The 24134-nt window shown below is 36.0% G+C and carries 30 protein-coding genes, 2 pseudogenes and 1 other annotated feature; of the genes and pseudogenes, 15 read left to right on the forward strand and 17 right to left on the reverse strand.

Annotation, left to right across the window (positions count from 1 at the left end; genetic code table 11):
• The first annotated feature begins 126 nt into the window (after nt 1–126).
• A complete protein-coding gene (rpsD, locus tag B5P40_RS14450) occupies nt 127–729 on the forward strand; it encodes a 30S ribosomal protein S4 (protein WP_002015568.1) in 603 nt (200 codons plus the stop codon).
• 308 nt (nt 730–1037) lie between these two features.
• Nucleotides 1038–1376, forward strand: coding sequence for a GNAT family N-acetyltransferase (locus tag B5P40_RS14455; RefSeq protein ID WP_002190888.1), 339 nt, complete (start codon nt 1038–1040; stop codon nt 1374–1376).
• Nucleotides 1377–1515: 139 nt separating this feature from the next.
• Here B5P40_RS14455 and B5P40_RS14460 read toward each other — a convergent pair whose 3' ends face one another.
• Nucleotides 1516–1989, reverse strand: a complete 474-nt coding sequence (locus B5P40_RS14460) for a hypothetical protein (RefSeq protein ID WP_002190890.1) — start codon at nt 1987–1989, stop codon at nt 1516–1518.
• Between the two features lie 244 nt (nt 1990–2233).
• Between B5P40_RS14460 and B5P40_RS33445 the strand changes: the two genes are divergently transcribed.
• Entirely contained in the window at nt 2234–2383 is a 150-nt protein-coding gene (locus tag B5P40_RS33445; protein ID WP_002190891.1) for a hypothetical protein, read from the forward strand.
• A gap of 187 nt (nt 2384–2570) precedes the next feature.
• Nucleotides 2571–2993, forward strand: a complete 423-nt coding sequence (locus B5P40_RS14470; RefSeq protein ID WP_002190892.1) for an immunity 70 family protein — start codon at nt 2571–2573, stop codon at nt 2991–2993.
• Nucleotides 2994–3338: 345 nt separating this feature from the next.
• Here the strand turns inward: B5P40_RS14470 and B5P40_RS14475 are convergent, their stop codons facing one another.
• Entirely contained in the window at nt 3339–3467 is a 129-nt protein-coding gene (locus tag B5P40_RS14475) for a hypothetical protein (protein ID WP_000050938.1), read from the reverse strand.
• A gap of 150 nt (nt 3468–3617) precedes the next feature.
• Here B5P40_RS14475 and B5P40_RS14480 point away from each other — a divergent pair, with 150 nt between their 5' ends.
• Nucleotides 3618–3920 (forward strand): YjdJ family protein, encoded by a 303-nt coding sequence (locus tag B5P40_RS14480; RefSeq protein ID WP_002190894.1) that lies wholly within the window; start codon nt 3618–3620, stop codon nt 3918–3920.
• A 78-nt stretch (nt 3921–3998) separates the two neighbouring features.
• Here B5P40_RS14480 and tyrS read toward each other — a convergent pair whose 3' ends face one another.
• From tyrS to acsA, 6 genes are all read right to left on the reverse strand, one after another.
• Nucleotides 3999–5255 carry a tyrosine--tRNA ligase gene (tyrS, locus tag B5P40_RS14485; protein ID WP_002190895.1) on the reverse strand — a complete coding sequence of 419 codons (1257 nt, stop codon included), beginning with the start codon at nt 5253–5255 and terminating at the stop codon, nt 3999–4001.
• Nucleotides 5256–5325: 70 nt separating this feature from the next.
• Nucleotides 5326–5554 (reverse strand) — a binding site (T-box leader).
• Between the two features lie 77 nt (nt 5555–5631).
• A complete protein-coding gene (locus B5P40_RS14490) occupies nt 5632–5877 on the reverse strand; it encodes a hypothetical protein (protein ID WP_002190896.1) in 246 nt (81 codons plus the stop codon).
• Nucleotides 5858–6403 (reverse strand): RNA polymerase sigma factor, encoded by a 546-nt coding sequence (locus B5P40_RS14495; RefSeq protein WP_002190897.1) that lies wholly within the window; start codon nt 6401–6403, stop codon nt 5858–5860. The genes B5P40_RS14490 and B5P40_RS14495 overlap by 20 nt, the downstream gene beginning before the upstream one ends.
• On the reverse strand, nt 6384–6839 hold the full coding sequence (locus B5P40_RS14500; protein WP_002190898.1) for a hypothetical protein: 456 nt from the start codon (nt 6837–6839) through the stop codon (nt 6384–6386). The genes B5P40_RS14495 and B5P40_RS14500 overlap by 20 nt, the downstream gene beginning before the upstream one ends.
• 66 nt (nt 6840–6905) lie before the next feature.
• Nucleotides 6906–7463, reverse strand: a complete 558-nt coding sequence (locus B5P40_RS14505) for a maltose acetyltransferase domain-containing protein (protein WP_002129424.1) — start codon at nt 7461–7463, stop codon at nt 6906–6908.
• Between the two features lie 100 nt (nt 7464–7563).
• Nucleotides 7564–9282, reverse strand: a complete 1719-nt coding sequence (gene acsA, locus B5P40_RS14510; RefSeq protein WP_002190899.1) for an acetate--CoA ligase — start codon at nt 9280–9282, stop codon at nt 7564–7566.
• A gap of 176 nt (nt 9283–9458) precedes the next feature.
• Here acsA and acuA point away from each other — a divergent pair, with 176 nt between their 5' ends.
• The 4 genes from acuA to B5P40_RS14530 all read left to right on the forward strand — a co-directional run bounded on the left by acuA (nt 9459) and on the right by B5P40_RS14530 (nt 12920).
• Nucleotides 9459–10091: an acetoin utilization protein acetyltransferase AcuA gene (gene acuA, locus B5P40_RS14515; RefSeq protein ID WP_002190900.1), complete on the forward strand. Its 633-nt coding sequence runs from the start codon at nt 9459–9461 to the stop codon at nt 10089–10091.
• A gap of 17 nt (nt 10092–10108) precedes the next feature.
• Nucleotides 10109–10753: an acetoin utilization AcuB family protein gene (locus B5P40_RS14520; protein WP_002190901.1), complete on the forward strand. Its 645-nt coding sequence runs from the start codon at nt 10109–10111 to the stop codon at nt 10751–10753.
• Nucleotides 10750–11916 carry an acetoin utilization protein AcuC gene (gene acuC / locus B5P40_RS14525; RefSeq protein ID WP_078175968.1) on the forward strand — a complete coding sequence of 389 codons (1167 nt, stop codon included), beginning with the start codon at nt 10750–10752 and terminating at the stop codon, nt 11914–11916. The genes B5P40_RS14520 and acuC overlap by 4 nt, the downstream gene beginning before the upstream one ends.
• 143 nt (nt 11917–12059) lie before the next feature.
• Nucleotides 12060–12920 (forward strand): alpha/beta fold hydrolase, encoded by an 861-nt coding sequence (locus tag B5P40_RS14530; protein WP_370458374.1) that lies wholly within the window; start codon nt 12060–12062, stop codon nt 12918–12920.
• Between the two features lie 66 nt (nt 12921–12986).
• On the opposite strand, the gene B5P40_RS14535 is transcribed toward B5P40_RS14530, so the two are convergent.
• The 3 genes from B5P40_RS14535 to B5P40_RS14545 all read right to left on the reverse strand — a co-directional run bounded on the left by B5P40_RS14535 (nt 12987) and on the right by B5P40_RS14545 (nt 15525).
• Nucleotides 12987–13256: a hypothetical protein gene (locus B5P40_RS14535; RefSeq protein WP_002129432.1), complete on the reverse strand. Its 270-nt coding sequence runs from the start codon at nt 13254–13256 to the stop codon at nt 12987–12989.
• 123 nt (nt 13257–13379) lie between these two features.
• Nucleotides 13380–14069, reverse strand: a complete 690-nt coding sequence (locus tag B5P40_RS14540; protein WP_033728166.1) for a response regulator transcription factor — start codon at nt 14067–14069, stop codon at nt 13380–13382.
• Between the two features lies 1 nt (nt 14070).
• Nucleotides 14071–15525: a sensor histidine kinase gene (locus B5P40_RS14545; RefSeq protein WP_002129434.1), complete on the reverse strand. Its 1455-nt coding sequence runs from the start codon at nt 15523–15525 to the stop codon at nt 14071–14073.
• 171 nt (nt 15526–15696) lie between these two features.
• Between B5P40_RS14545 and B5P40_RS14550 the strand changes: the two genes are divergently transcribed.
• From B5P40_RS14550 to mscL, 3 genes are all read left to right on the forward strand, one after another.
• Complete coding sequence (locus tag B5P40_RS14550) at nt 15697–16377, forward strand: ankyrin repeat domain-containing protein (RefSeq protein WP_002190905.1); 681 nt, start codon at nt 15697–15699, stop codon at nt 16375–16377.
• 136 nt (nt 16378–16513) lie between these two features.
• Nucleotides 16514–17440 carry a Gfo/Idh/MocA family protein gene (locus tag B5P40_RS14555; protein WP_002129436.1) on the forward strand — a complete coding sequence of 309 codons (927 nt, stop codon included), beginning with the start codon at nt 16514–16516 and terminating at the stop codon, nt 17438–17440.
• A 128-nt stretch (nt 17441–17568) separates the two neighbouring features.
• A complete protein-coding gene (gene mscL / locus B5P40_RS14560) occupies nt 17569–17970 on the forward strand; it encodes a large-conductance mechanosensitive channel protein MscL (protein ID WP_002015591.1) in 402 nt (133 codons plus the stop codon).
• 50 nt (nt 17971–18020) lie between these two features.
• Here mscL and B5P40_RS14565 read toward each other — a convergent pair whose 3' ends face one another.
• Nucleotides 18021–18293, reverse strand: coding sequence for a DUF3917 domain-containing protein (locus tag B5P40_RS14565; protein ID WP_002129437.1), 273 nt, complete (start codon nt 18291–18293; stop codon nt 18021–18023).
• Between the two features lie 111 nt (nt 18294–18404).
• Here B5P40_RS14565 and B5P40_RS14570 point away from each other — a divergent pair.
• Both B5P40_RS14570 and B5P40_RS14575 read left to right on the forward strand, forming a co-directional pair.
• Nucleotides 18405–18512 (forward strand): annotated as a pseudogene (locus B5P40_RS14570) (DUF3949 domain-containing protein); the annotation flags it as partial.
• Between the two features lie 15 nt (nt 18513–18527).
• On the forward strand, nt 18528–18890 hold the full coding sequence (locus B5P40_RS14575; protein WP_002067607.1) for a DUF4288 domain-containing protein: 363 nt from the start codon (nt 18528–18530) through the stop codon (nt 18888–18890).
• A 34-nt stretch (nt 18891–18924) separates the two neighbouring features.
• On the opposite strand, the gene ccpA is transcribed toward B5P40_RS14575, so the two are convergent.
• The 5 genes and pseudogenes from ccpA to B5P40_RS14605 all read right to left on the reverse strand — a co-directional run bounded on the left by ccpA (nt 18925) and on the right by B5P40_RS14605 (nt 22819).
• Nucleotides 18925–19923 carry a catabolite control protein A gene (gene ccpA / locus B5P40_RS14580; RefSeq protein ID WP_002034370.1) on the reverse strand — a complete coding sequence of 333 codons (999 nt, stop codon included), beginning with the start codon at nt 19921–19923 and terminating at the stop codon, nt 18925–18927.
• A gap of 275 nt (nt 19924–20198) precedes the next feature.
• A pseudogene (locus B5P40_RS33450) lies at nt 20199–20678 on the reverse strand (bifunctional 3-deoxy-7-phosphoheptulonate synthase/chorismate mutase); the annotation flags it as partial.
• 172 nt (nt 20679–20850) lie between these two features.
• Nucleotides 20851–21867, reverse strand: a complete 1017-nt coding sequence (locus B5P40_RS14595; RefSeq protein ID WP_002138665.1) for a CamS family sex pheromone protein — start codon at nt 21865–21867, stop codon at nt 20851–20853.
• A gap of 113 nt (nt 21868–21980) precedes the next feature.
• A complete protein-coding gene (gene ytxJ / locus B5P40_RS14600) occupies nt 21981–22307 on the reverse strand; it encodes a bacillithiol system redox-active protein YtxJ (RefSeq protein WP_033728252.1) in 327 nt (108 codons plus the stop codon).
• A gap of 2 nt (nt 22308–22309) precedes the next feature.
• Entirely contained in the window at nt 22310–22819 is a 510-nt protein-coding gene (locus B5P40_RS14605) for a DUF948 domain-containing protein (RefSeq protein WP_050001013.1), read from the reverse strand.
• Between the two features lie 187 nt (nt 22820–23006).
• Between B5P40_RS14605 and B5P40_RS14610 the strand changes: the two genes are divergently transcribed.
• Complete coding sequence (locus B5P40_RS14610) at nt 23007–24122, forward strand: aminopeptidase (RefSeq protein ID WP_002167560.1); 1116 nt, start codon at nt 23007–23009, stop codon at nt 24120–24122.
• The last annotated feature ends 12 nt before the right edge of the window (nt 24123–24134 follow it).

A 24134-nucleotide genomic window follows, 5' to 3' on the forward strand; every position in this document is an offset into this window, starting at 1 on the left:
CGGAGGTGTATCTCGTAACTCCCTGCTGCTGGAGCGAAGGTACATGAAAACAAAATACCCGTAAATATCGATTACGTCTGTTTTTATTTTACGAAAATAAAAACATTTTTAAAGGAGGAGTCAACTATGGCTCGTTATACAGGTCCAGCATGGAAACTGTCTCGTCGTCTTGGAATCTCTCTAAGCGGCACAGGAAAAGAATTAGAAAAACGCCCTTACGCACCAGGTCCTCACGGTCCTAACCAACGTAAGAAACTTTCAGAATACGGTTTACAATTACAAGAGAAACAAAAACTTCGTCACATGTACGGCATGACTGAGCGTCAATTCCGTCGCACATTTGACCAAGCAGGTAAAATGCCTGGTAAGCACGGCGAAAACTTCATGATCCTTCTTGAAGCTCGTCTTGACAACCTAGTTTACCGCATGGGCTTAGCTCGCACTCGTCGTGCAGCTCGCCAATTAGTAAACCACGGTCACATCACGGTTGATGGCGCTCGCGTAGATATCCCATCTTACCGCGTTAAACCTAACCAAACTATCAGCGTTCGCGAAAAATCTAACAGCCTTGTTGTTGTTAAAGAAGCGATCGAAGTTAACAACTTCGTACCAGAATACTTAACTTTCGATGCTGATAAGTTAGAAGCTACTTACACTCGTCACGCTGAGCGTTCTGAGTTAGCAGCTGAAATCAACGAAGCATTAATCGTAGAGTTCTACTCTCGTTAATCTCGGTACTCTGCAAAGAGTATTATTAAAAGCCTTAGGAACCTTGTTTATCAAGGGGCCTGGGCTTTTTTTATTTATCATTAACAATGCAAAATAACACATAAAAAAGAATGTACCTGGGGCTAAGTGGGGCTAGTTTGGGGCAAAAAATATAATGGCTGGCGTGTGTATAGAAATGGATAAGCGCAAAAAACAGATGATAAAAGGAGTTAATTGTTTTGAAAGAAAAATTCAACGAGATCACTCTTCATGTACAAGACTTTCAAAAATTAAAAATGTTATTAGACGAATTAGTATAAGATGAAATAATGTTCATAGAAGGGGTTTCTAAGTATGCTTTAAATATTTCTTCTAAAGAATCTAAAGTCACCATTAACCTTAGAAGCGAGTTTTACCCCGATCCATACTTGGCGATTACTGCTATAAACATTACACCAAGTAATCAAGGTAAGGGAAGTATTGTTCTTGAATGGTTTAAAACATTCGCTAAAGAAAAAGGCTTCGAGCGATTAGTATTACAGGAAGTTATAACTGAAGAAGGTTACCATTTTGCATTAAAAAATGGTTTTTCAAAAAGGGTTGGTCCATTCGAGGAAATATTTAGAAAGCCTGATAGTACCGACGGAAATTATGAATTACATTTATAAAGAGTAAAATAAAAGTGAACGAATATTTTTTCATACCCGTTCACTTTTTTTACTTCAGTGCATTATCTAATGTTACCCATTCTTTCCACATACAAGCATATTCAATGAATAGTAAAAAGCCACACTCTATTAAATGTGACTACATTAATTTTTCAATTGATTTATTTTCTTCTTCAATATACTTATCAATTAAAACCCATATATGTTTCCTCTCTTGATTAGAAGAATTCTTATAGTTATTCTTTTCTTCCTCTTTCGATGAATCTACAAAATCAGCACACCACGTAATATATAGGTTACATCTCTTCCTTAAATCTTCCTGAAAACAATTTTCCCTATCTAAATTAATCCAAATGAACGGTTTATGATTTAATAATTCATATTTCATCTTTTGTTTTTCGTTCTCATCCGTTTCTTCAAGACATCTTCTACCAAGATCAAGAACTTTTATAATATGTTCAAATAATTCATTTTGCATTCTTCTTTTTTCAGGTAACACCACGGCTATCCTACGATCTTTTTTCCTAGTAAGATAATCTTTTATAGAATTGATGATTACCATTACTGCTGTAATACCAGAAAAAATTAGCGTAATAATTTTAATCCAATCCATTTTCTACCTCCTTATGTTGTAAATACATATTACAACATAAGGTTATTACTATATAAGAAATTCCCTTTATTACAGTACTTCCTTTTTAGCTTCTTCTGCCACTTCCATTTCCGCTAATATACGAGGTACCGAAGTTCTCATAAAAAAACTCGCTCTAAAGTGGACAAAAAGAGTTAATGAGTATTTGATAAAAGGCGAGATACCAAAAGACTATTTCAAAATTCATGAATAAGAAGGTGCAAATATGAAATTATACTTTAAAGTTGCTTTTAAAGATAGAGAAGAAGTTTCAAAAGTTACAAAAGGTAGTACAAGACCTGATTTTTACACAAAGGATCACAGCTTGGAAGTGAAAAATTATGACTTGTCTACTTCATCAAAAAAAGTAACCTAGTTAGAGTTATTGTTAAACAAGTTAATGATAGGGTTGATAATTTACCTATAGGTACAAAGCAAACTGTCATCATTGATATACGAGGACAAACTGTTCCTGAAGAGGCTTTATTTGATATCGTAAGAAAAATAAGAGAAAAGTCTAAAGAAACACCCGAGGTAATATTTAAACGAGAGGATTGATATTAATGGCAGTAGGATTTAAAGTAGATATATTTTTCTATGAAACAGGACACCCTGATTTTTTACATAGCTTTTTTTCAACCATGTCATATCATACAGAGTCTGAAGGTTGGGGCACTAAGTACCCACTATTAATGAAGAATTTATATTTCGACAAGTTACGTTGGGAGGACACAGAAGAAGCACTTCAAAATGTAGAAGAGATAAGAAAAATTTTAAGTGAATTACCTCCTGCAGAAGTCATTTGGGATATTGAGCACATGGAAAAACAGCCACCTTGGGGAAATAAAATCCCTAATAAAATAACTAATTTAGCCAATTATCATGCTACTCCAACAGGTACAATTTTTTTAGATTTACTAAGCAACGCTTTAAACACTGCAAAAAGAAACAAAATTGATATAACAATTTCAAATCTAGGAAAATAAATCCTGCTAGATATCTTATGGTTTCATTTGAGTTTTAATCACTTTACGCTTCGAGGCTGAGGCTGAATAAAAACATTTAAGTCACACTCATATGAGTTGTGGCTTTTATTATGTAATAATTTATAGATTTTCGTAGACATTTCACACCCCCTTTATTTTTTAAAAAAGACTTTTTTAATTTACATCTAATAATTACAGTTAAAACTACGCATATAATAACGACATTTTCTCTTTGATTTATCGACGACGTCCTTAGACAGATTTATTCTTTCTAGCTAAAAAAGACTGTTTAAAGCAACTAAACAGTTACTTCAAACAGCCTTTATTTTTATATATAAAATAAAATTATTTATTTTCCTCTTTTTGAACATATACATAAGCATCTTTCTGCTCTTTATGTACATCAACCTTCGAATGCTCTGCAAGCTGACCAGCGTTTAGCAAAGAAAAAATAATGAGCGCTTCTAGTGACATTTTGTTTTACCACTCCTTTCTATTTGTTATACATTTATCATACCGCTTACATGTGATTTCCGTATGAACTCGAAAAGGAGATTACAACAAAAAGGTTCCAGGAATACGAATGCACGCTATAATAACCATTAAATAGGAGGTTGTTTCATTTTGACAATAAACCAAATGGTTCAGTTAGGCAGTGCATTTATGCTGTTTATTACTTCAGCACTTATGAGTTGGTATCAAGGGAGTAATTTAATAGATTATCCTGATGAATGGAAATATAGCGCTAAGTTTACGAATTATTTTAAAGGGTACGTTTCACATTATGACGATATTTATCAAATCGATTTCTTTATATATGCGGCAAAATTTTATCCCGGGGCATTTGTCGTTATGCTAATTAGCTTACTTTACATGCTCGTATTAATTCTTCATATTCTATTTAAAAGAAATCATGAGGCAATTTAAATGCATACATAAAAACCCCGAACGATAGACTTTTCAGCCTACCATTCGGGGTACTATTTGTTTTAATTTCTTTTCTGATTAGTAACGAATTAAGAAATATTTCTTCTTACCGCGGCGAATGATTGTGAATTTACCTTCGATGCGGTCGTTTTCTGTTACAACGTAGTCTAACGCTTGTGTACGCTCACCGTTTACGTAGATTGCACCGTTAGTTACATCTTCACGTGCTTGACGTTTAGATGGTGAAATTTTGCTTTCTACAAGTAAGTCGATTAATACTGTATCTTCTGCAGTACGTTCTACAGATGGTACGTCTTTGAATCCTTGCTCGATTTCGTTTGCAGTAAGTTCTGCTACAGAGCCACTGAATAATGCAGCTGAAATTTTAATTGCTTGCTCTAACGCTTCTTCGCCGTGAACAAGTTTTGTCATTTCAGATCCTAATGATTTTTGTGCTGCACGTTTTTCTGGTGCTTCAGTTACTTGCTTCTCAAGCTCAAGAATTTCTTCATGAGATAAGAATGTGAAGTATTTTAAGTATTTAACTACATCGCGGTCATCTGTATTGATCCAGAATTGGTAGAACTCGTAAGGAGTTGTTTTCTCTGGGTCTAACCAAATTGCGCCGCCCTCTGTTTTACCAAACTTCGTACCATCAGATTTTGTAACTAGCGGAATTGTTAAACCGAATGCTTTCGCATCTTCTTCTGATTTACGGATTAATTCAAGACCCGCTGTAATGTTACCCCATTGGTCACTACCACCGATTTGTAGACGGCAATTATGGTTTTGGTATAAGTTTAAGAAGTCGTATGATTGTAAAATCATATAACTAAACTCAGTGAATGAAATACCAGTATCTAAACGAGATGCTACTGTATCTTTTGCTAACATATAGTTTAAACCGAAGTTTTTACCGATATCGCGTAAAAATGAAATTACATCTAAGTTACCAAGCCAATCATAGTTATTAGCCATTGTTGCTGGGTTGTCCACGTTTTCGAACTCTAAGAAGTTTGAAAGTTGGTTTTTAATGCTTTCTGTGTAGTAAGCAACTGTATCTTTCGTATTTAATGTACGCTCTGCTTTTTTACCACTTGGGTCACCGATCATACCAGTACCACCGCCAACAAGTGCGATTGGTTGGTGACCAGCTAATTGGAAACGACGTAACATTAATACTGGTAACATATGACCGATGTGTAAGCTATCCGCTGTCGGGTCGAAACCACAGTATAATTTAACGCTTTCTTTTTCTAATAATTGCTCAAGGCCCTCAGCATCTGTTTGCTGGTTAATTAGACCGCGAAATTCAAGATCTTGTAAAATACCCATATCCTACATACTCTCCTTTAAGTTCATTACTGGCGTGAAGGTTGAAAACATAAAAAAATCGCCCCTTTAAATAAGGGACGATTTTGATCATCGCGTTACCACCCTAGTTGCAGACAAAAAAAGCCTACCACCTTATTTACATAACGGCTTAGCACCGTCTTTTCCCTTTTGAATATAACTCAATCGAAAAAAGATGCTCTAGGGGCGTAATTCGCGATCATCTATGTGCTGATTTCCACCGACCATCAGCTCTCTAAAACAGGGAAATGATCACTACTTCTCCCTTTCCACGCTCAATTATTCATATACTTTTCTTTATACCATCATTTATATAGGCGTGTCAAATAGAGGTATGAGTTCTTTCCCTACCAATCCTTTATAAAGTCGCAAGGAATATCGTAATAAGAGAAATAACTGGAACACCAACTAATAACGACACATGAAACACAACCGATAAATCATTCCCAATCGTCGCTTCCACAGGATCTTTGGCCGGAGAAGCAAGAAATCCAAGTAATCGATCGAAGCGGCTTACCGTTTTCGGAAAATCCGGTATTTCTACATGATCGCTATCTAAATGCTGCTTTAATTTATATTCATTCTTAAAAGGATTTTCGCTCAATTTCATCCACCTCCAGCAATTGTTTCAATTTCTTTATCCCGTTATGAAGTCTCGACTTCACTGTTCCAACAGGAATATCCAGTACCTCTGCAATTTCTTTTTGCTGCATATCATGATAATAAGAGAGAATCAGGACCGCTCGCTGTTCTTCAGGAACTTTCAAAATTGCTTCTCTTACCGTGAGACGATCTTCGTGAGAAAACTCCTTTTCCTGAATCGGCACTAAAAATGGCAAAAGCGTGCGCCACTTTTTTCTCCTATTTAATTTATTAATCATGAGACGATAACCAATTTGAAATAAATACGTTTTAATTTTTCCTTTTCGGGTTTCATACATATGTTTCTTACGCTCTAGAGTCAAAAACGTATCTTGAACGAGATCTATACTCAGTTGTTCATCACGATTAAATCGATACAAAAATGTATATAGCGCTGGTTTGATTAAAACATATAGTTTTTCTCCGGCTTGCTTATCTCCATTTTGATAAGCAAGCATGAGCTCCTCCTCAATCCCAATCTGCGCCATTTTTTTTGATCTCCTTTATTCCTTTTAACGTTAATGAAATACGGGAAATTAAATATGCACTTGCAACAATAATCCATACTTGCGATTGATTCGCAAAAAATTGAACGTAAGGGTTTTGAATTGTATGGCCGGTTGAAACTAAAATGTTTAATGCTTGCACACATATGCATGCATACACGGCAAGACAAACCGAAATAGTATCAAATACATTCCAGCGAAAATACACTTTTGTCTTTGTAAAATCAATTTTATTTCCATTTTTTCGTACAATATACTTCTTATCAAACGGAATAAGGATTGAAAAAATAACAATCATAATAATCCCAACTGTAATCATTGAAATTTTAAATCCAATTGGTATAGGTAATAACATACCACAAGAAAACACAACTATAATTCCAATTAAAGCAAAAGTCAGCATCAATTTATTAGACATAAAAAAGCCTCCCTCATCTATTCTTTCATAAATGTATACAGACGAGGAAGGCGCTTCGTTCAAATATTATTTTATTTTTTTTATGATTCTCGCAGGATTCCCGCCAACTACTACATTATCTGGCACATCTTTCGTTACAACAGCACCAGATGCGATGACAGCATTATCTCCAATTGTTACGCCCGGATTAATAATCGCTCTTCCGCCAATCCATACGTTATCGCCAATTGTAACTGGTTTTCCGTACTCTGATCCGCTTATGCGCTCTACTGGATCAAGCGGGTGCGTTGCTGTATAAATGTGAACACCTGGAGCTAACATACAGTTCACTCCGATTGTAACTGGGCATACGTCTAAAATCGTACAGTCAAAGTTTGCGTAAAAGTTTTCACCAACGTGAATGTTATAACCGTAATCACATCTAAAAGAAGATTCAAGATGAATGTTATCTCCAGTCGTTCCGAATAGTTCTTTTACGATTGCACTACGTTCTTCTAGTTTTACTTCTGGTGTTTCATTTAATTTTCTCGTTAATATACGAGCTTGCTCCCTGTCCTTTACTAAAACGGGATCAGCCGGTATGTACATTTCCCCTTGTATCATCTTTTCTTTTTCTGTTTTCATCATACTATCCCCTTTAACTCATATATATAAGTTGAACAACTACATCATAACATAAAAAAAGAAAGGTCTGAACATATTACTTGTTCAGACCCTTCCTCTTTTAATCTTCCATCGTTGATAAGTCACCTGTTGGTAAGTTTAGCTCCCAAGCTTTTAATACACGGCGCATAATTTTACCACTTCTCGTTTTCGGTAATTTATCTCTAAATTCAATTTGTCTTGGAGCTGCATGAGCTGCTAAGCCTTTTTTCACAAATTGACGAATCTCTTCTTTTAATTCTTCAGATGGTTCGTATCCCACGCGAAGCGCGATAAATGCTTTAATGATTTCCCCGCGTACTGGATCAGGAATACCAATTACACCAGCTTCTGCTACAGCAGCATGCTCGATTAATTTACTTTCTACTTCAAACGGACCAACACGCTCACCTGACGTCATAATTACATCGTCAATACGTCCTTGGAACCAGAAGTATCCATCTTCATCCATATAAGCAGAGTCACCTGATACGTACCAATCTCCCGGCATGAAGTAAGAATCATATTTTTGTGGGTTATTCCAGATTCCACGCATCATAGATGGCCAATCTTTACCAATTGCTAAGTTCCCCATTGTGTATGGAGGCACTTCATTTCCTTCATTATCAACAATCGCTGCTTTCACACCCGGAATTGGTTTCCCCATTGAACCTGGACGGATTTCCATACAAGGATAGTTACAAATAACTTGTCCGCCTGTTTCTGTCATCCACCACGTATCATGAATACGAAGTCCAAATGCGCTCATACCCCAGCGAATTACTTCTGGATTTAATGGCTCACCAACACTTAATACGTGACGCACTTGTGATAAATCATATTTTTTAATTGCGTCTTGTCCAGCTCCCATTAACATACGGAACGCTGTCGGTGCACTATACCAAACTGTTACACCGTAATCTTGCAGTGCTTCATACCATGCCTCTGGACTAAATCTCCCGCCTAAAATAACATTTGATGCTCCCACTAACCACGGTGCAAAAATACCGTAAGCTGTTCCAGTTACCCAGCCTGGGTCAGCTGTACACCAATATACATCATCTTCTTTTAAATCTAATACCCATTTCGCTGTTTGATAGTGCTGAACCATTGCGTTTTGAGCATGAAGGACGCCTTTTGGCTTACCAGTAGAACCAGATGTGTAATGTAGAATTAAACCGTCTTCACGGCCTAACCACTCGATATGTAATTCTTTTGAAGCTTGTTCAAATAAAGGATTGAACGCTACAGTTTTACCGCCTTCTTCTGCATTGTCTCCAACAAGGAAGACTGTTTTTAAAGCAGGTAAATCATTTAATGGTATGCGCTCTAACAATTCAGGAGTTGTAATTAACACCTTCGCTTCGCTATCTTCTAAACGATCGCGAACTGCGCCTTCCATAAATGCTTCAAATAATGGTCCAACAATTGCCCCTAATTTCACTGCACCTAAAAGTGCGAAATATAATTCTGGGGAACGCGGCATAAAAATAAAAACGCGATCGCCTTTCTCAACATCGCCATAGTTTTTCAGGACATTTCCTGCTTTATTAGAAAAATCCTTCATTTCCTTAAACGTATATTTCTCTTTTCGCGATCCATCTTGATAATAAAGTGCTACTTTATTCTTTCGATCTGATTTCGCATGCTTATCAATTGCCTCATACGCCATATTTACTCGTCCTGTTTCATTCCAAGTAAAATTTTTATTAACCTCTTCCCAGTTAAAATTCGCGTATGCCTCTTCATAATTCGGCAAATTATTTTCTCCTTTAATGACAGGAAGCGTTTCCACTTTCATACTTTACATCCCCCTCCTATGTATTCTATTATCTATTATAATGACATTATTTAAAATTTTCAGTATTTTTGTTGATTTTTAGACAAATTTTTAATGACAAAATTCGATTCACATCGCATATATTATAAAGTACGATATTAATAGATTCACAAACCCTCAAGGTGGTGAGCAATAAATTGATTCATAAAAAAATATATAATGCCAGAAACTTAAAAACAGCGAAAGGCACTTTAATTATTGAAGGTCCTGTCTCTACACATAATCTTGAAATGTATGAATTTCATCCAGACTTAATTGCGTTTCGTCCTGCCGAGCAGCAATATAAAGCAATTGTCGAAATTTCTAAATTACCAGAAGCTCGTCTCATTATTGCTAGACATGACCAAACGATCGTTGGATATGTTACATACTTATATCCTGATCCGCTCGAGCGATGGTCAGAAGGAAAGATTAAAAACTTAATTGAACTCGGGGCGATTGAAGTTGTCCCAGCCTTTCGTGGTTGCTCTGTCGGAAAAAATTTATTAGAAGTTTCAATGATGGACGATCATATGGAAGATTACATTATATTAACGACTGAATATTATTGGCACTGGGATTTAAAACAAACAGGCTTAAATGTTTGGGAATACCGAAAAGTAATGGAAAAAATGATGAATGCTGGTGGTTTACAATGGATGGCTACAGATGATCCTGAAATTTGTTCACACCCGGCTAACTGTTTAATGGTTCGCATCGGTAAACGCGTCGATACGGATTCTATTCAAGCATTTGATCGTCTACGTTTTCACAATCGTTTTATGTATTAATAAAGGGGGCAACTGGAATGATTGTAGAAGAAATTATGAATCAAGATGTAGTGACACTGCATCCAAACGATACAATTGAAACAGCAATCCGAACGATACGTACGAAAGGCATTCGGCACATTCCAATTGTCGATCAAAATAATCATGTCGTAGGCATTATTTCTGATCGGGATGTAAGAGATGCAAGTCCGTCTATTTTAGATGAACAAGTTTCACTCGATATGCTGAAGCAACCGCTTGAACTCATAATGAAACACCCTGTTATGACTTGTCACCCTCTCGATTTCGTTGAGGAAATTGCGACTTTATTTTTTGAAAATAAAATAGGCTGTCTTCCTGTTACGAAAGCTGGAAAACTCGTAGGTATCATTTCTGAATCTACAGTGCTGCACACGTTAGTAAAATTAACAGGAGCTCATCAACCGAGTTCACAAATTGAAATTCAAGTGAAAAATGAACCTGGTATTCTTGGAAAAGTCGTTGCTATTTTTAGTGATTTACAAATAAATATTGTGAGCGTTCTCGTCTATCCAGCAAAAGATGAGAATGATAAAGTACTCGTTTTCCGCATTCAAACGATGAATCCTCTAAAAGTGATTGATGCACTCGAAACAGAGGGCTACCGCGTATTATGGCCAAACATAATGGGGATGCAAGCATGAGCAGCGCCTTCATTTATTCGGATGACTTTCGGGGCTATTCTTTTAGCCCTGATCATCCTTTTAACCAACTACGCGTCACACTCACGTATGATTTATTACAAAAGAGTGGTTTTATCTCCCCTTCTCAAGTCATCTCGCCAAGAATGGCTACAGATGAGGAAATTGCATTCATTCATACAGAGGAGTACATAAATGCGGTAAAACTTGCTGGAGAAGGAAAGTTAGAAAAATCAATTGCGATGACATATGGACTTGGAACAGAAGATACACCGATGTTTCCAAATATGCACGAAGCAAGTGCATTACTCGTTGGCGGAACATTAACAGCTGTCGATGCTGTTATTTCTGGGAAAGTAAAGCACGCCCTCAATTTAGGTGGTGGCTTACATCATGGCTTTCGTGGTAAAGCATCTGGCTTTTGTATTTATAACGATAGCTCTATCGCAATGAAATATATTCAGAAGAAATACGGTTTACGCGTTTTATATATTGATACAGATGCTCATCACGGTGACGGGGTACAATGGTCTTTTTACGACGATCCTAACGTATGCACCATTTCATTACACGAAACTGGGCGTTATTTATTTCCTGGAACTGGCGCAGTAAATGAACGTGGACAAGGAAATGGATATAATTATTCTTTTAACGTTCCACTCGACGCTTTTACAGAAGACGAATCGTTTTTAGATTCATATCGAACAGTTGTAAAAGAAGTGGCAGCATACTTTAAACCGGATATTATTTTAACGCAAAATGGTGCTGATGCACATTATTACGATCCACTTACACACCTTTGCGCAACGATGAACATTTACCGTGAAATACCGAAGCTCGCTCGTGAAATCGCTAATGAATATTGCGACGGTCGCTGGATTGCTGTCGGCGGTGGTGGCTATGATCACTGGCGCGTCGTACCAAGAGCTTGGGCACTCATTTGGCTCGAAATGAACAACATCCAAAACATCTCAGGTTATCTCCCTCCAGAATGGATTGACGCTTGGAAAGGACAAGCAGAAACCGACCTTCCCCTTACATGGGAAGATCCAGACAACATGTATCAACCTATCCCTAGAAAACCAGAAATCGAAGAAAAAAATGCATTAACTGTAGCGAAATCTCTTGAAATTATTCGGAATAATATGACAAAATCTTTATATTAAACAGAGAGGAGGCTCGCTTTTTGAACAGCCTCCTTTCTTTTATAGTTTGTTTGCTACTATTGTTGTGTTTTGTCGTTAAATCGATATTCCGTGTCGAATCGATGATATATTTTTTATTTATTAATGAACTAACCCCAACTCTAATGAGAAAAGGTAGTGACACTATGTGGAAACAACAAATAATCAACACGAAACGCGGCACATTCGAACTCTTTACAAAAGGAAATGGCGAACCGCTTTGTATTACACATCACTATTCACAATTTAATGACACTGGCGATTACTTTGCGGATGTTTTCACTGCTACGCATCGTGTATTGCTCATTAATTTACGAAACGCTGGTAACTCAGCAAAAGCCAATTCAGAAAAAGAATTAAGTATGATTGAAACCGTTCACGACTTAGAAGCAATACGAGAAGCTTTACAACTCCCAACATGGCATTTCGCTGGCCACTCAACAGGCGGTATGCTTGGACTTTTATATGCGATTACATATCCAAATTCCTTACAATCATTAGTCATCGTTGGAGCCGCAGCAAGTAACTATACCGAAACACTATTTTGCATTTATCACCCAGCACATCCTCAGTTTCATTATATGCAACAACTCATCGAAACTTTAAAAAGCCCTCACCTTACAAGTGAAGAACGGAAAGAACTATCTACTAAGAGAACAAAATTATCATTGTATAAACCCGAAAACTACAAATTTTATTTTTGTAAACCAATCAAAAAAACTATGTCCGCTAGCCGGATGAACACTTTCGCCAATGAATATCCGTCATTTGATTTAAGAGAGAATTTACCTTCCATCCAAACAAAGACCCTTATTATATGCGGAAGATATGATGTACAGTGCCCGATCCAATATTCTATCGAGATGCATGAGGGTATACGTAATTCTATCTTTGTGATATTTGAGGAGAGTAACCATTATCCTTTTTTAGAAGAAGCTGCTCAGTTTACTTCTACTACTCAAACATTTTATAAATCGTTACACTAGTACCGTTATTACTAAGGAAAGCTCACAGCCTCTATAAGAATATGAACTTTTTTCAAAAGAAATATTTCACACTAGAAACAACAAGAAGAACAAAAAAATCATTAAGCCTACATCAATGAATATCGACTTTTTATCTCCTGCTTTTATACTCATCATAAAATTAGAAATTATTTTAATTCCAAAAAAGACCATCATAAATAACCCACCGAAATGATCATTCGTAGAATCTTCATCATAAAACATTTGTATTGCACCGATAATTAATAAGATAAGTATGATATTGGTTCCAATCTTTAAAGCCTTGTTTGATTTATTATCTTTTAATGTATCTCCCAAAATGTAGCACGCCCTCTCATGCTCTCCTATGTTTTATCTCTCTTTATATTTTAACATAAATTACCTATTATTCCCTTTTTGTTCGAATAACATGAAAAACCTACCAATTACTTGGCAGGTACATTACACGTTAAAGCGATAACCGGCTCCCCACACTGTTTCAATATATTGCGGGTGAGCAGGATCTCTTTCAATTTTTTCACGTAGCTTTCTAATGTGAACAACGACAGTGGCTAAATCGCCAGCTGATTCTAGTCCCCAAATACGTTCAAATAACTGTTCTTTATTTAATACTTGGTTTGGATGCGTTACAAAGAATGTTAACAAATCAAATTCTTTCGTTGTAAACGCAATTTCTTCATTGTTTATAAAAACTTTTCTCGCTCGCTGATCGATAGAAATTCCATGAATATATAACGTATCGCGTTGCTTACTCACATTTCCTGATAATCTTTCATAACGAGAAATATGTGCTTTTACTCTTGCGACTAATTCACTTGGACTAAACGGCTTCGTTATATAATCATCCGCGCCTAAACCGAATCCGCGAATTTTATCTATATCCTCCTTCTTTGCTGAAACAAGTAAAATCGGAATGTCTTTTATAGCACGTATTTGTTTACAAATTTCAAAACCATTCATTTTCGGAAGCATAATATCTAAAATAATTAAATCATAGTCTTCCTGAAGAGCCATTTGTAGACCTATTTCACCTGAATACTCTACATCGACTTGAAAATCACTAATTTCTAAATAATCTCGCTGTAATTCTGCAATACTTATTTCATCTTCTACTAGTAAAATTCTCTTCATTCTACTCACCACATTCCTGTACTTTTTTCAATGAGAAGAAAATACTTGTACCTTCCCAAAGCTTACTTTCCGCCCAAATTTCCCCGCCATGTTCTTCAACAATTTGCTTCGCTATCGCTAAGCCAAGTCCACTTCCACCTGTGCTAGAATTTCGCGATTGCTCTGCACGATAAAACCGCTCAAATATATACGGCAGCGTATCAGCTTCTATACCTGACCCATTGTCCATCACTTTCACAATAACTTTATTGTTATCACTCAATACTGTTACAGTAATTTTCTTCTCTTCTTTATCCATGTATTTCACACTATTATGAATCAAATTTGATATAACTCTATTTATCTTTTCGCAATCAGCCGTTACATATAGTGGTGATGATTGTAATTGTAAGTAAACTTCTATACCTTCCTCACTTAAATCCATCTGCATCTCTTCTAATAATTCCTGCATAAACACGTTTAACTCTATCGTTTCAAACTGAAAGGGAACTCGATTCAAATCAAGCTTTGAAAACAAAAAGAGCTCATCAATGAGTGTATCCATATGTTTTGCCTTCGTATGAATGGTCGTTAAATACTTATCCATTTTTTCTGGCGTATTTGCGACTCCATCTTTTATGCCTTCTACATATCCAATAATAGATGTAATCGGTGTTTTTAAATCATGAGATATGTTTGAAATGAGTTCTTTTCGATTTTCTTCATACTGTGCTTGCATCTCTATCGACTCTTTTAATCTCTTCCTCATTTCCTCAAACCCTTGATTTAATCGCCCAATCTCATCATAGGATGTAACTGGAATTTGAAAATCTAAATCCCCTTCTTTAATTCTCCCAGTCGCATCTTTCAATACAAAAATTGGTTTTATCACACTTCTTGAGACGAAATAACTTAATAACCCTATGAGTAAAATGGCTAACAGTAAAAGCGCTCCGAACAAAATTGGAAATAATTTTTGTGTAAGATCGACAAATGAACTCTGCCTTTTTAGTACAAATATACTCCCTTCTTCATCTCCGGGAAAATAAAAATCAAATTTTACATATCGATAAAATGTATCGCCTAGTTCCGTTGTACCACGACTATTAATATTTGCTGATTCAAATTTCGGAATGGCTTCTTTTAAAGATACACCTTCAAATATTTTTGTAGCATAAGAAATGGTTTCTCCCTTTCTTACAACTATTTTCACACCTTCTTTTTCAAGTGATGAAACGAACGATTCATCTAATAGTTGTGATTGATTTTTCTTTGCCGCTAATTTCAATTCAATATACGTATTCTCTTCTTCTGGCGTAAGCGGCTTTTGAATATAGGAACTTTTATAGAAATTTTTCACTGATTCCAAGTCTCCTGTTATGGAAAAAACAATTAAAAATCCCGCGACTAATATGAGCGTGATGGAAACGAGAATAACAGCGATATAAGAAAATAAAAATCTTGTTTTAATAGACATATCTTACATCCTCACTTTAACAAACCTTGTTATTCATAAGCATAAAAATATATGTTCAAATACTCAAGCGATTTTATAGTAATTTTAGCACCAGTTTATAAAAATTTAATGTTCCTATTTTACAGTTTAAATTAGGATACCGAATTGCTTGCAAAAGGAGGTTGAAATTCCATGTTCAAAAAAACATTAAGCATGATATGTTGCGTAATTTTTTTACAAGGATGCTCACAAGAACAAGAAGTTAAAAAGGAGATGACAAACATGGAGACAGCACTACTAACAGCTACTGAGAAACAAGAAACGAATACTGTTATATCATTACTCAAAAAAGGGGCTGACATAAATATAACGGACAATAAAGGACGTACTTCTCTTATGATTGCTACATACAAAAATGATGTAAAAACTGCAAAAGTGCTTATTGAAGCAGGGGCTGACGTAAATATCCAAGACGATATGAAAAACAATCCCTTTCTATACGCCGGTGCAGAAGGTTACTTTGATATTTTAAAACTAACGATTGATGCCGGTGCAGATCCATCGCTTACAAATCGTTACGGCGGAACAGCTCTTATCCCCGCCTCAGAACATGGCTATATTGATGTTATTAAAGAACTCCTTACGCGAACAACTATTGATGTTAACCATGTAAATAATCTCGGGTGGACCGCTTTAATGGAAGCCATCGTACTAAGTAATGGAAACGAAACACAGCAACAAGTCATTCGCCTTCTTATTGAACATGGTGCTGATGTAAACATTCCCGACAACGATGGTGTTACCCCGCTAGAGCATGCCCGTGTTCATAACTTTGAAGAGATAGAGAAGATTTTGTTAGCGACAAATAAATAAAAGCTCATTTCCTATAAAAAACGTATCATTTTCAAATCTATTTTTTGCCATTCTCCCCAGTCTATGCTACAGTTATTTCGTCACATAGCTATACAGCTAGACAACTTATATATTTATAATAGGGTGGGAAAAAAACATGAGCAAACCTCGTATTGGAATGATTGGATTAGGTAGTATTGCACAAAAGGCTTACCTTCCAACACTGACAAAGGAAACTGATTGGACTTTTGTGGGAGCGTTTACACCTAATGTTAATAAAAGAAAACAAATTTGCGAGCAATATCGTATTCAAGATTTCGCTAACCTTCAGGCACTCGCTTCAGAATGTGATGCGGCTTTCGTTCATAGTTCAACTGCTACACATTATGAAATCGTTTCTGAACTTCTGAAAAAAGGAATCGATGTTTATGTTGATAAGCCGCTAGCTGCTACTACTGAGCAAGCAGAGAAGCTAGTTGAAATGAGTGAAAAGTATAATCGAAAGTTAATGGTGGGATTTAATCGCCGTTTCGTTCCTATGTACGTTACTGCCAAAGAGCAAGCTAATGATACTTCATGGATTCGAATTGAAAAGCACCGCACAAATAAGGTGGGGCCATATACGTATGACTTTACTATGTTAGATGATTACTTACATATTGTAGATACTGCTCGCTGGTTAGCTAACGATGACCTTAACATCGTTCATAATATGATGCAAATCAATGAAAAGAACGAACTTCTTTACGGACATCATACATATACAACTGCAAATGGACTTTTACTTTCTACGGCGATGCACCGCCATGCAGGTACAAATTTAGAACAAATTGAACTTGTAACGGCAGGTAAAATCATTCGCGTAAAAAATATGAACACATTTGAAATTGAGCAAGAAAACTCCGTTTCACAAAGTGGTTCACCATCATGGGAGACAACGTTAAAGCAGCGCGGATTTGAAGATGCTGTTCATCATTTTATCCAATGTGTACAAGGTGATACACAGCCTATTGTAGATGGATTAGAAGGATTAAAATCTCAACAAATGCTCCAATCTCTACTGCAAGCTGTAAGCAAAAATTAAAACGGATACATTTTTCAGAATTTACTTTCATTCCCATTTCCTCTTTATTTCTATCACAAATTTCTATAGAATATGTTGATAGGAATTATAAATTTCATATTGAATCGTGGAAAGGATGGGATTAACACATGTGGAACGAGTTTAAAAAATTCGCATTCAAAGGGAATGTAATCGATTTAGCTGTCGGGGTTGTAATCGGTGCTGCATTCGGTAAAATCGTTAGTTCTTTAGTTAAAGATATCATCACACCATTACTTGGTATGGTACTGGGCGGCGTTAACTTTACAGATTTAAAACTTACATTCGGTAAATCATCTATTATGTATGGTAACTTCATCCAAACTATTTTTGATTTCTTAATTATTGCAGCTGCTATCTTTATGTTTGTTAAAGTTTTCAACAAACTAACATCTAAAAGAGAAGAAGAAGAAAAGAAAGAAGAACTTCCAGAACCAACAAAAGAAGAAGAAATTCTTGGCGAAATTCGCGACTTACTAAAACAACAAAACTCTTCTAAAGATAGAGCATAATTGAACGGATAAAAAGGCATGCCCCCTTGGGACATGCCTTTTTTTATATGCTATAACGTTTCCGAATTCATATGAATAAATGCAATAATACCTGCAACCATAAGTACCATAATGCTACCTGCAAATAGTGTAATACCCATGAACATTAAACTTGTGCTCATGTCCACTGATACACTTTCAATAAAAATAGAAATTACATACGTGATAAGGGCGATTCCTGCAAGAATACTTCCTGGAACAAATCGCTTTAAGCCATTTTGTTTTAACGTCATATATGCAAAAATAGCAGTCATGCAAAGCGTAATTATCCAAAGAACGATCATCTCTTCTCCCCCCTCACAAGCCTTTTCTTTCTATTATACATGACATTGCCCTATAATAGTTAAATTTGCACTTGTGTGACATATAACAAGGAATAACCCCAACTGTAGCGAATGTCTTATAAAGAATCCCAAATACATTACCATTATCAAAGCAACGTATTTACAATACCCGCTTCACTTATCGCGAGTATTGTTTATAAAGTAAAACATTCAGCATAAGGAGACTGATCTCATGTGTATGCTGTAAAATTATTATTTGAATCTGTCCATTCAAGTGAGCCTAATCCTAGTAAAATTGATGAACATTATGAAGAGAATCACGATACACTTTTTGAAGAAAGTATCATTCTCGTTAAGGCGAACAGTTTAGAGGAAGCTCATGAGCTAGGTGAAAAGATAGCTCTACAGTCTGAAGATACGTACGATAATATGTACGGTGAGCAAGTAACATGGACGTTTAGAAAAGTGTTGCATGTTTTCGAATTAGATGACACACCATTTGAGACAGGAAAAGAATTATATGCACGCTTTTTACATGTTAAGAAAACTGAAAGTGTAGATACAGTAGTTAAACACCATTATCCTGAATATGAATAAAAGCTCACAGCTATCGCTGTGAGCTCTCTTATTCTTACTTCGTTGAATCTCTAAATTGGATACGGTGAGGTAAGATAACTGAGTGATCTTCTACTTTTTCTTTGTTCATATATTTCGTTAGTAGACGCATTGCTACTGCACCGATATCATACATTGGTTGTACAACTGTCGAAAGTTGCGGACGAACCATTAATGCAAGACGTGTGTTGTCAAAACCAAGCACTTCGATATCCGTTGGTACGTTTAATCCCGCGTCTTGTGCTGCGTGGATTACACCTAGTGCCATTTCATCAGAAGATACGAAGATTGCTGTTGGTTTTTCATCCATGCCCCAAAGTCTTTCAAACGCTTCTATACCTGAATCATATGTGTAATCTCCATCAATTATAAGATTTTCATCATATGAAATACCTGCTTCTTCTAAAGCTTTTTTATAACCTTGTAACTTCTTCGCGCTTCCTGCTTTATTAATGAAAGGACCAGAGACGAAACCGATACGTTTATGTCCTTGCTCAATAAAATGCTTCATTGCATCGTAAGCTGCTTGTGTATAATCAATATTTACTGATGACGTTTCATTTTGTTCATCAAATGACGCTGCTAATACAATTGGTACTGGAGATTTTTTGAACTCTTCAACGTGAATATCTGTAATATCTTCACCCATGAAAACAATCCCGTCCACTTGTTTCCCAAGCATCGTATTTAATAAGTGGAACTCTTTCTCTTTGTTCTGGTCAGAGTTACTTAAAATGATGTTATATTTGTACATTGTTGCGATATCTTCAATTCCACGAGCAAGTTCTGCATAAAACGTATTTGAGATATCCGGAATAATAACACCCACTGTAGTTGTCTTCTTACTTGCTAGTCCACGTGCTACCGCATTCGGGCGGTATCCTAAACGATCAATTGCTTCTAATACTTTCTTTCTTGTTGTAGGCTTTACATTTGGGTTACCATTCACAACGCGTGATACGGTAGCCATTGAAACATTTGCTTCACGCGCTACATCATAGATTGTTACGTTCATCTCTTCGCACACTCCTTCTATTTATGTTATCTATTTTTATGTATCGGTTCACTTGAATGAAAAAAAGACATCAACTCTATTTGCAGATGCCAACAATCGTCCCGAGTTCTTCCTTTTACTAATGATACGCTAAAAACACAGGGTCATACAATATTTTCCCGCAAAAGTTTCGAAAAAATTCGCTTCTTTTCTCGTATTTTCGTATTTTTTATGCAAAAAAGGTCAATTTTTGTAAAAAAGCTATGTAACAAGGCTACATAGACTAAGAAATCTTTTTATAATTTACTTCCGAATGCTTTTAATTCTTTCATAAACTCATTGAATTCTGGAATGTCCATTTGCTGCGCTTCATCTGATAATGCAACTGCTGGGTCTGGATGTACTTCAGCCATAATAGCAAAAGCACCAATTGCCATAGCCGCTTTTGCAAACGGTAAGAGAAGGTCACGTCGCCCTGTAGGGTGTGTTACATCGACAACAACAGGTAAATGTGTTTCTTTCTTTTAAATTGGCACAGCGGAAATATCAAGCGTATTACGCGTTGCTGATTCATATGTGCGAATACCACGCTCACATAAAATGATATTACCATTCCCCTCTGCCATACTATATTCTGCTACATTAATAAATTCTTCAATTGTTGCTGATAAACCACGCTTTAATAATATTGGTTTATTTACAGCACCAGCTGCCTTTAACAGTTCAAAGTTTTGCATATTGCGAGCGCCAATTTGAATAACATCAACATAATCTGACACTTTAAAGAAGGCACTGAAAGAGTCTATTTCATAAGAAAAAAGAGGTCATTCCCTACTATGTACAGGTAATGACCTCCTTTCTTCTTTCAACATCTTTAGGAAATTCGAAATGTTTTTCTCGAAGTATTCACTTTTTCAGTAGCCTCAGCTTAAAAACTGTCTTTTTTTATTATAGGAAAGAAACAAACGGTTTATCGCTGTTCTTCTCTTTTATAATAACAGCCTCGATTTTATTCTCGGACTTTATTTGTAATTGAACTTTAGCATCTTTAGGAAATTGTTCTAACATACTTTGAGCAGCCGTTTGAGAGAGTGCCATTAATTCTGACTTACCGTTATATTTAACGACAATATCCATCTTTAATTTATCCATCTTATTTTGCTTATAAGAAATCTTAGCATTAACAGGGATATAATCTCCTGGAGAAAATGCCTTCATTGCTTTAGAAAAATTCTTTAGCTTATCATTATCTTCTCCATGTGCCCCCTCAAATTCTTGAGAAGGATACGAATACGACTTTTCATCAATAGTATCCCAATTTCCAAGATTAGTCTCGTTCTTTTGAACAGTAGCGCTTGAAATATAAGTACCATTCTTTAAAGAACTTGTACTTTCTTGCTTAAATATAGCAAACGTAATTGGAGATTTGTTATATTTATCATTTTTATTAATAGCTTCTATAAGCCCCTTAGCGACTTCAGTACCTTTAGAAATAGCTTCCTCATTAGATACACTTGAAGACATAGATAAACCAATAACAACACCAGATAAGCTTAGTTCATTTGAATTTTGTTTGCCGAAGTAGTCCTGTTCTATAATATTAGTCAAAACTGGTACTTCTTGTTTCGTAACTAATTCATCAATTGTTTTCTCTGGAATATATTGATTTAATTGTAATACGTAATTTTCTGTATCGAATTGTTTTGAAGCAATATCCATTAAACCATTTTCATATTCTGCTAAATCTAGTTTAGAATTAGTTTTAACATTAACTGTATTAATTACCTTTTGTTCTTTTAAAGGAATAACAGTTCTATAGTAATCCTTAGAAACAGCAGTTCTTGGAATCATACTTTTTTCTTTCGTATCTTTCTGTACAACTTCATCCTTCTTCTCAATAGTATTATTGCTGCAAGCCCCCAGTAATAAACTTAAGCTTGCGATGCATAATGCCATTTTCTTCATTGCTTAAAACCCACTTTCAAAAGTCAATTTACTTAGTTTTAAAGTATCTCTAGTGTACCACTAAATATATTGCAACAAAATAAAAAAGAAGCAAGCCCTTCGCTTGCCTCTCCCTATTTTACATTCTCTTCTAAAGCTTCTTTTTTAATATTCCAATGCGATGTATGCCATACTACCATTCCATCTTTTATGTATAACACTTGCGGAGATTCATGCTTAATGCTGTACTGCTCTGCAACATGGTTCGAAACATCTCTCGCCTCTTGTACGTATAAGTAATATGCTGGCACTTCTCTTTCTTCACCGCAATATGCTTGAAACTCTGTATATGCACCGTGACTAATTGGGCATGTCGTACTATGTTTAAAAAGAACGTAAGGCTCGTTCTTTTCTACTAACGCTTCAAATTCTTCAATTGTTTCAATCTTCATCATACTCATCATTACTCACCTCTCATGCGAAGTCTAGAGCGCTTCTCTCTCTTTTCAGCCTTCTGCTCAGCTCTCTCAAGTTTACGCTCTTCTTTTTCAACCTTTTTCTCTTGTCTCGTAGTACGGTAATGATTATATACTTCAATTGCTGCGCTGCTCCACTGTACAACTTGTGCTACTTTATCTGCATTATTTTCAATTTCGTCCGTAACAGACTCTGATACATTGCGAAGCTTCGTATTTAAAGAGTGAATCGTCGTTCCGATTCCATCCACACCTTCTACTACTTTATTTAGCGACTGTGACTTCTGTTGAATATCATCAGCTAACGCATTTGTCTTATGTAATAATTGCTCCGTCTCTACGCTTATTCCTTGCATTTGCTTTTCTAAACCTTCTAACGTGCTCGCAACGTTTTCTAACGTCTTCTGAACCGATAACAATGTTCTGCATACATACACTACTAATACTGCGAAAGCAACCGCGATAATAGCCGCACTTACATATAGAAGAACTTGCATTTCATCACTTCCTTTATCTTTTTCATACTTTCTCCCATTATACAATCATTTTCCGTTTCATTCTAATCCCTATCTTTTCATTAGAATTTTCATACTTATTCGTTAACTTTAACATAAATGATTCAACAAATTCCACTAAGTAGGTTACAATAGGAGAGGATACATAATTAGTAGGGAGGCTTTACATATGAAAGATCCACGCATTGAAAAGTTAGCATACAATTTAATTAACTACTCTATTCGTTTACAAAAAGGCGAAAAAGTATTAATTGAAAACTTTGGCTTACAAAAAGAACTTGTAACTGCACTTGTAAAAGAAGCATATGCAGCTGGTGGTTTCCCATTCGTTTCTTTAAAAGATCATCAAGTAGATCGCTCTTTATTAATGGGTGCTACTGAAGAACATTTCGAACAAATCGCTGCATATGAAGCGAGCGTAATGAAAGATATGGACGCTTATATCGGCCTTCGCTCTGGTGATAACATTAACGAACAAGCTGACGTTCCAAGTGAACGTATGAAAGTTCACGGCCAAACAGTTGGCAAAAAAGTTCATAGAGACATCCGTGTTCCGAAAACACGCTGGGTTGTTCTTCGCTACCCAAATGCTTCTATGGCGCAGCTTGCTAAAATGAGCACAGAAGCTTTCGAAGACTTCTACTTCGAAGTTTGTAACTTAGACTACGGTAAAATGGATAAGGCGATGGATAGCCTTGTTACATTAATGAATAAAACAGATAAGGTTCGCTTAACTGGTCCTGGAACTGACTTAACATTCTCTATTAAAGACATTCCAGCTATTAAATGCTCGGGTCATTTAAACATTCCAGATGGTGAAGTATACTCTGCACCAGTTCGCGATTCTGTTAACGGTACAGTTTCATACAATACACCATCTCCTTACAACGGTTATACATTTGAAAATGTACAACTTAAATTTGAGAACGGTCAAATCGTTGAAGCAACTGCAAATGATACAGAGCGCATTAACAAAATCTTCGATACAGACGAAGGCGCGCGTTTCGTTGGTGAGTTCGCAATCGGCGTAAACCCATACATCTTACATCCAATGGGAGACATCCTATTCGATGAAAAAATCGATGGCAGCTTCCACTTCACACCTGGACAAGCTTATGATGATGCATGGAACGGCAACAACTCTAACATTCACTGGGATTTAGTATGCATTCAGCGCCCTGAATACGGCGGCGGTGAAATTTACTTCGACGACGTATTAATCCGTAAAGACGGACGCTTCGTTGTAACTGAACTAGAAGCTTTAAACCCAGAGAACTTAAAATAATGAAAAACGCTC

The organism is Bacillus sp. SRB_8, from assembly GCF_003264205.1.
Lineage (GTDB): Bacteria > Bacillota > Bacilli > Bacillales > Bacillaceae_G > Bacillus_A > Bacillus_A mycoides.

What these genes read in the sequence shown, in the direction of transcription:
- rpsD (WP_002015568.1), top strand. Translation starts at nt 127, where the DNA reads ATGGCTCGTTATACAGGTCCAGCATGGAAACTGTCTCGTCGTCTTGGA.
- B5P40_RS14455 (WP_002190888.1), top strand. Translation starts at nt 1,038, where the DNA reads ATGTTCATAGAAGGGGTTTCTAAGTATGCTTTAAATATTTCTTCTAAA.
- B5P40_RS14460 (WP_002190890.1), bottom strand. Translation starts at nt 1,989, where the DNA reads ATGGATTGGATTAAAATTATTACGCTAATTTTTTCTGGTATTACAGCA.
- B5P40_RS33445 (WP_002190891.1), top strand. Translation starts at nt 2,234, where the DNA reads ATGAAATTATACTTTAAAGTTGCTTTTAAAGATAGAGAAGAAGTTTCA.
- B5P40_RS14470 (WP_002190892.1), top strand. Translation starts at nt 2,571, where the DNA reads ATGGCAGTAGGATTTAAAGTAGATATATTTTTCTATGAAACAGGACAC.
- B5P40_RS14475 (WP_000050938.1), bottom strand. Translation starts at nt 3,467, where the DNA reads ATGTCACTAGAAGCGCTCATTATTTTTTCTTTGCTAAACGCTGGTCAG.
- tyrS (WP_002190895.1), bottom strand. Translation starts at nt 5,255, where the DNA reads ATGGGTATTTTACAAGATCTTGAATTTCGCGGTCTAATTAACCAGCAA.
- B5P40_RS14495 (WP_002190897.1), bottom strand. Translation starts at nt 6,403, where the DNA reads ATGGCGCAGATTGGGATTGAGGAGGAGCTCATGCTTGCTTATCAAAAT.
- B5P40_RS14500 (WP_002190898.1), bottom strand. Translation starts at nt 6,839, where the DNA reads ATGTCTAATAAATTGATGCTGACTTTTGCTTTAATTGGAATTATAGTT.
- B5P40_RS14505 (WP_002129424.1), bottom strand. Translation starts at nt 7,463, where the DNA reads ATGAAAACAGAAAAAGAAAAGATGATACAAGGGGAAATGTACATACCG.
- acsA (WP_002190899.1), bottom strand. Translation starts at nt 9,282, where the DNA reads ATGAAAGTGGAAACGCTTCCTGTCATTAAAGGAGAAAATAATTTGCCG.
- B5P40_RS14520 (WP_002190901.1), top strand. Translation starts at nt 10,109, where the DNA reads ATGATTGTAGAAGAAATTATGAATCAAGATGTAGTGACACTGCATCCA.
- acuC (WP_078175968.1), top strand. Translation starts at nt 10,750, where the DNA reads ATGAGCAGCGCCTTCATTTATTCGGATGACTTTCGGGGCTATTCTTTT.
- B5P40_RS14530 (WP_370458374.1), top strand. Translation starts at nt 12,060, where the DNA reads ATGAGAAAAGGTAGTGACACTATGTGGAAACAACAAATAATCAACACG.
- B5P40_RS14540 (WP_033728166.1), bottom strand. Translation starts at nt 14,069, where the DNA reads ATGAAGAGAATTTTACTAGTAGAAGATGAAATAAGTATTGCAGAATTA.
- B5P40_RS14545 (WP_002129434.1), bottom strand. Translation starts at nt 15,525, where the DNA reads ATGTCTATTAAAACAAGATTTTTATTTTCTTATATCGCTGTTATTCTC.
- B5P40_RS14550 (WP_002190905.1), top strand. Translation starts at nt 15,697, where the DNA reads ATGTTCAAAAAAACATTAAGCATGATATGTTGCGTAATTTTTTTACAA.
- B5P40_RS14555 (WP_002129436.1), top strand. Translation starts at nt 16,514, where the DNA reads ATGAGCAAACCTCGTATTGGAATGATTGGATTAGGTAGTATTGCACAA.
- mscL (WP_002015591.1), top strand. Translation starts at nt 17,569, where the DNA reads ATGTGGAACGAGTTTAAAAAATTCGCATTCAAAGGGAATGTAATCGAT.
- B5P40_RS14565 (WP_002129437.1), bottom strand. Translation starts at nt 18,293, where the DNA reads ATGATCGTTCTTTGGATAATTACGCTTTGCATGACTGCTATTTTTGCA.
- ccpA (WP_002034370.1), bottom strand. Translation starts at nt 19,923, where the DNA reads ATGAACGTAACAATCTATGATGTAGCGCGTGAAGCAAATGTTTCAATG.
- B5P40_RS14595 (WP_002138665.1), bottom strand. Translation starts at nt 21,867, where the DNA reads ATGAAGAAAATGGCATTATGCATCGCAAGCTTAAGTTTATTACTGGGG.
- ytxJ (WP_033728252.1), bottom strand. Translation starts at nt 22,307, where the DNA reads ATGAGTATGATGAAGATTGAAACAATTGAAGAATTTGAAGCGTTAGTA.
- B5P40_RS14605 (WP_050001013.1), bottom strand. Translation starts at nt 22,819, where the DNA reads ATGCAAGTTCTTCTATATGTAAGTGCGGCTATTATCGCGGTTGCTTTC.
- B5P40_RS14610 (WP_002167560.1), top strand. Translation starts at nt 23,007, where the DNA reads ATGAAAGATCCACGCATTGAAAAGTTAGCATACAATTTAATTAACTAC.